A 6,496-nucleotide genomic window follows, 5' to 3' on the forward strand; every position below is an offset into this window, starting at 1 on the left:
GTAGTTGAAAAAGAAAATGTTTAGAAATGTTACAACATTAGCATTAACAACAGGACTTATTAGTACTACGATTACACCAATCTCCTTTTCGCACCAAGTTCATGCACAAGCAACTTCAAAGATTGAACAAGTATTAGCAAAACTTACGCCTCAGCAGCGTGAGGCAATTAAGCAATTAAAGCTAAATGACAAAGAGGGAGTTAATTTGTCACCTGAAGTTGATCAAACAAGTGATAAGCCTACTTCTGTCATTGTCGAGTTTAAGGACAAGCCTGGTCAAACTGCCGTTTTAGAAGCAGAAGCTGATGGAGTAAATCTAACAGCGGAGGATGCGAAAGAAAAAGTAGATGCATCACATGACACTTTCCAAAAAGACTTAAAAACTATTTTTAGCAGTGAATTAAAATCAAAGAAAAATCCATATTCAATTAAACGATCATATAAAAAAGCATTTAATGGGGTCTCTATGACTCTACCAGCTAACAAAGTAAAGGCTTTACTTAAATCTAATGCAGTAAAAGCCGTCTGGAGCGATATGCAGGTTCAAGTAGAGCCACCTTCTATTAAGGATACGACGGCGAAGCAAACTGCAACTCATACGATGGTTACATTCCCAGGTGTTGAAAAACTACATCAAGAAGGTTTTACAGGAAAAGGTGTAAAAGTCGGAATTATTGATACTGGGATTGATTACAATCACCCAGATTTAAAAGGTGCTTTCAAAGGTGGCTACGATTTTGTAGATAATGACAATGACCCAATGGAAACTACATATGCCGATTGGAAAAAGTCTGGTCAGCCTGAATTGGGATCAAGCGGTGAAGCTTACTATACCGAGCATGGGACACACGTAGCCGGAATTATTGCTGGACAAGCGAAGAATAATGCAGATTTTGCAGTTGAGGGTGTTGCTCCAGATGCGGATATTTATTCTTACCGCGTTTTAGGACCATATGGATCCGGCTCTACTTCTGCAATTTTGGCTGGTATTGATAAGGCAGTTTCAGATGGAATGGATATCATTAATATGTCTCTTGGAGCAAATTACAATGATCCATTATATCCTACGAGTATTGCAGTAAACAATGCCGTTCTTGCTGGAGTAACGGCGATTGTTGCAGCAGGAAACTCAGGAGATAGAATGTATTCACTTGGCGCACCTGGTAATGCACCTTTAGCTATTACAGTTGGAGCGAGCGATACATCTGTTTCAATTCCGAGTTTTTCAGGTGCATTACACCCTACTACAGGTGATATACCTGTTGATTTAAAATTAGCTGCTCAAGGTTTAACAGATAACGTAGCGGATTTTGAAGGGCAAACTTTACAAATGGTGAATGTGTCTTTTGGTAGTGAAACTAGTTATTGGATGGGTTCTGCTGGAAATTCTGATCCAATTGATGTAAAGGGAAAAGTGGTTTTAGCACAGCGAGGTAGCTTTGGGATCACTCAAATTATAGCGACTGCTAAAGCACATGGCGCGAAAGCAGTTGTATTATATGACACGAATGTTCCTTTAGGTGATGTATATCTTGGTGACGGTTACGGCTTACTGCCAACATTTTTACTAAGTTACGCACAAGGAAGTGCATTGGCAGCTAAATTACCTTTAGTTGGAGCATCTAAAGGTACATCCCTAGGTTTTACATTTAGTAATATGAAACAACTAGTGACTGTTGGGGATAAATTAGCACCATTCAGTTCACGTGGTCCATCTCGCGTATTATACGATATTAAGCCTGAAGTAACGGCACCTGGTGTATCTGTTTTCTCTACTGTTCCTTCCTATGTGCACGGAGCTGATCAAATTGGAAACTATCAATACGCATATGAGCGTCTATCTGGAACATCAATGGCAACTCCTAATGTTGTTGGGGTAGCTGCATTATTAAAACAAGCTCATCCAGATATGTCTCCGTCAGATATTAAATCAACACTTATGAATACAGCTGAACCATTAAATGATAAATACAGTGTATATGAGGTTGGGGCAGGGCGTGTAAACCCATATGATGCTGTTCACGCTCAGACAGAAATTCAAGTAAAAGATAAAACTTCAACAGTAAAAGATAATACAAGTAATAATGGGGCAACTACTTTAGCAAGTAAAGGCATTAAACTAATTAAAAACATTACTGGTGCACTAAGCTTTGGTGAACAAGCAGTCACTGGTAAAGACTTATCAGACCAACGCTCAATCACTTTATTTAATAAAAGCTCAGTAGATAAAACATATGATGTTAAAGTTCAATTCCAAACATTGGATGCACGATACACAAATGATTCTAGAGCAGATCAAGATGCTGCTGCAAATGGCGTCACATTAGATGTAAAATCATCTGTAAAAGTTAAACGATACAGTAGTAGCAATATGGATGCTGCAATCAATGTTCCGAAAACTGCAAAGCTTGGAACTTACGAAGGGTATGTAGTATATACAAACCAAAAAGATCCAAATGAGACATATAAAATCCCATTTGCTATTCATACGGTAAAAGAAGGTATTGACTATCTAACAGGTAATCCACCAGCGTTTACAGTGCCGTATGAGGCCGCAAGTAACGCGACAAAATGGTCTATTGGAGTAAACTTTAAATTAAATTCTCATATGCGTTATTTTGATTTCTTTATTGTGGATCCAAAAACAGACAAAGAAATCGGATTCTTAGGCTCAGCTGACGGAATGGGAGCAGACGAGAATATCGAGTATTACTTCCGAGGCGTTTTAAATAATGGTCAATACTATCCTTTAACTGGTGATACAAATAATCCAATTGCATATGACCTTAAAGAGATTGATCCAGGATTATGGAAGATTAGAATGGTGGGTACAAATGATAAAGGTGAAACTTTCACTGCAGATGCACCAGTTTATAATGGAGTAAAAGAAGCGAAAGTAACAATGAACAATATGAAAGCTGGAGGCATTTACGAAACTGCTAATCCAACTGACACAAAAGTGACTGTATCAGGTAATGTATTTGATAAAGAAATTGATGAGATGAAAGCAGCAGGCATCAATGCTTCACAAGGAGATAACAACTTTACTTACTATAACCCTAACAACTCTCAAGAAAAAAGCATTCCACTAGACTCTCAAGGGAACTTTAATTCTGAAATACCATTAAGTACATCTGGTCCAATTGTAAATGCCATTACAGAGTACGATTTCTCTGATTATACGAAATCAACTGTTAGAAACTATGGTAGCTTTATTGATGCATACTTTGTTAAAAAAGGAACCGCATATACGACAGCAATCTCAGATAAGCAACACATCAATATGGGTGAATCAACAACTGTAACTTTCTCAACAAAAAATGTTAAAACTAATGTGAAGAAAGCTGAATTCACTTTCCTTTATCCAAGTCTTTACCTTGATTTAATTAACGTACAACCAAATGCTGCATTTAAAGGCAAGCTAGATGTTCAATATACGACTGCTCCATTTAATGGTTCGCTAACTAAAATGACAGTTACTGCAACGGCAACTGGAGATTTAGCGAATACTGGAATAGCTGGAGATGTATCATTAGTAGATTTAACATTAAAAGCAAAAGACCCGTACTATAAGGGTCCAATGAACTTCTACAATGCAACTGGTTCAAGTCGATTCTTTAACGCTGTTTATACAAATGTGGATAACACGACCGTAACGACACAAGGAATTCAGCCATATTTCTATATAACACCGACATATTCATTAGTGAGAGGGCAAGTTCAGGCTGAAGGACTAATGACGTTTAATGGATTAGAACCTCAAGTAAAACTAATTGATTATAATAAAGCAGGTACAAAAATTAGCGTGAAGGATGAAAATGGTAAAGAATATGGGGTATCTGATCAGTTAGGATACGCTCAATCATTCCCATATGCATTTAGAACGAAATTACCAATAGCCGATGATAATTTCACTATGAAAATTGATGTTCCAGGTCACTTTACGTTCTCTAAAGATTTTACAATTGGTGTAAAAGAAGATGGCAAAACCACTGCAGGATCTAAACCAGTCGATTATAACTATATACCTGGTGGAGATGTAAATAAAGATAATGTCATTGACGTAAAAGATGCGCTTTACATTCAAACATATTGGGGTACAAATAAGCGTGATGCTGACATTAACTACGATGGCGTTGTTGATGCAAAAGATATGCAATACGTAATCAATAACTACCTAATGCAAAATCCGTGGAACGACAATTCACCTAAAGCAGCTACAAAATATAAGAGCAATACATTGGATGATGTATTAGAAGCACTTGGATTAGAGTAATTTTATAATAACGAAAGAGGGTGTCCATTTGGGACACCCTCTTTTTTATTTTTAGAAGAAGCGTAGTTGAAAATATCGGTCAGATTGTAGGAAGGAGTTGAGAAACATCGAATAAATAGGAGATTTCGAATGAAGTGCAATTAAAAGACGAAGTGCAAATAAAAATAGAGAAACTGCAAATAAAATAGGGGGATCTGCAAATAAAAATAATAGAACTGCAAATAAAAGACGAAGTGCAAATAAAAATAGAGAAACTGCAAATAAAATTAACAGAACTGCAAATAAAATAGTAAAACTGCAATTAAATATACTAGAACCTCAAATTTGATACGATAATACTTATACTGGTATGGGTATTATAGCTCTGTATTTGTTCAAAAGAAGATAAACAATCATAAAAAAAAATAAATCTGCTCTTATTCAGTGTGAACTGACTAAAAAAGTGAAGTAATCTACTAAATATTTATAAATGGAAATCATCAATTCAACTTTATTTGAAAAACATCACCCAAATACCCCCCCATTAGATTTATAGACAGACTTAAAACAACAATATTTCTCGAAATTATATAGAGGTCGTCAATATGTCAGTTACGCTAACTTTTAAGACGGCCTCTTTTCGTCGTTTTTTAAATTGATAAATTACTAAAATTACAAATTGAGATGTAAATTAGAAATTTTAATTTTTGGAGAATGTCGTTTACCCACGTTTCTTATTTATCTTATTTTAATTTTTCTTTCAATACTTGATTATTTCATCGAAAGAATGAGAAAAATAATTTGATGCAGATGTAATCGAAATCCGAACGATTTTACGAATAAATTTATATTGGATTATTTTAAAAGATTAATAAACGTTGTGATACAATGGATAAGTCGTTTTTGAACAAATATATAAATCAACCATTATTATTAATGATAGAAAATAGAAAGTAAGGTATATATAATGAATAAATTTTCTAGTTTAGGTTTAAGTGAAGAATTAACGGAGTATTTAACTGAATTAGGTATTACAGAGCCCACTCCAATTCAAGAGAAGGCAATTCCAATTGTATTTGAAGGAAAGGATTTAATAGGCCAAGCACAAACAGGAACGGGTAAAACATTTGCATTCCTATTTCCAATCCTTGAACGAATTAATTTAGAACTACCACATACTCAAGCATTAGTAGTTGCTCCAACAAGAGAGCTGGCTCTTCAAATAACAGCTGAGGCTAAAAGAATTGTTAGTGAAGATTTCGGAGTACTTGCTGTATATGGTGGCCAAGACGTTGAGCAACAAGCACGTAAACTAAAAAGTGGTGCACATTTAATCATTGCAACGCCAGGTAGACTTTTAGACCATTTAAGACGAGGAACTATAAAATTAGATAAAGTTGATTTCCTAGTACTCGATGAAGCAGATCAAATGTTGCATATTGGATTTTTACATGAAGTTGAAGATATTATCAAACAAACGCCAGCATCGAGACAAACGTTATTATTTTCTGCTACGATGCCGGACCAAATCCAATCTCTTGCAAAACGTTACATGAAAAAACCAGAAGTTATTAAAGTAAAGGCAAAGAAAATTACACTAGATGAAATTGAACAACTAATTATTGAAACAACAGATCGTGGAAAATATAATGCATTATTGAGTCAAATAAAAGAGACTGAACCATTTCTAGCGATCATTTTCTGTAGAACAAAAAGAAGAGCTAACAAGTTAAATGAGCAGTTAAAAGGAAAAGGACTATTATCCGAAGAACTTCACGGAGATTTAACTCAAGGAAAACGTGAAAAAGTTATGAAATTGTTCCGTGAAGCTAAAATACAATATCTTGTAGCAACGGATGTAGCAGCCAGAGGAATCGATGTTGATGGTGTAACTCATGTATTCAACTATGATATACCAATGGATACAGAAAGCTATGTACACCGAATTGGAAGAACTGGTCGCGCAGGAGATACTGGTACAGCAATTACATTTGTTACTCCAAAAGATTTTCAAGATATGAAAATGATTGAAAAAGAACTTAAACTTTCAATTAATAGAATAGAAATGGAAAGAGTAGAAAGAACAGAGAACGAAGGAAGTACAGACAGATCGGATAGATCAAGAGGTGCAGGTAGATCGGACAGATCAAGAGGTGCAGGTAGATCGGAAAGATCAGGAAATGCAGGAAGAACTGAAAGATCAGGAAATACAGGAAGAGCGGAAAGATCAGGAAGTGGAAG

2 protein-coding genes are annotated in these 6,496 nt (G+C 35.5%); both read left to right on the plus strand.

From position 1 onward, the window contains the following. Positions 1 to 4: 4 nt before the first annotated feature. Positions 5 to 4,276, plus strand: a complete 4,272-nt coding sequence (locus CN601_RS08320; protein ID WP_098170767.1) for a S8 family serine peptidase — start codon at positions 5 to 7, stop codon at positions 4,274 to 4,276. A 946-nt stretch (positions 4,277 to 5,222) separates the two neighbouring features. Beyond that, positions 5,223 to 6,496, plus strand: a 1,274-nt coding sequence (locus tag CN601_RS08325; protein ID WP_098170768.1) for a DEAD/DEAH box helicase, incomplete at its 3' end; no start/stop codon positions are given.

It is taken from the genome of Bacillus sp. AFS017336 (assembly GCF_002555445.1).
Classification (GTDB): domain Bacteria; phylum Bacillota; class Bacilli; order Bacillales; family Bacillaceae_G; genus Gottfriedia.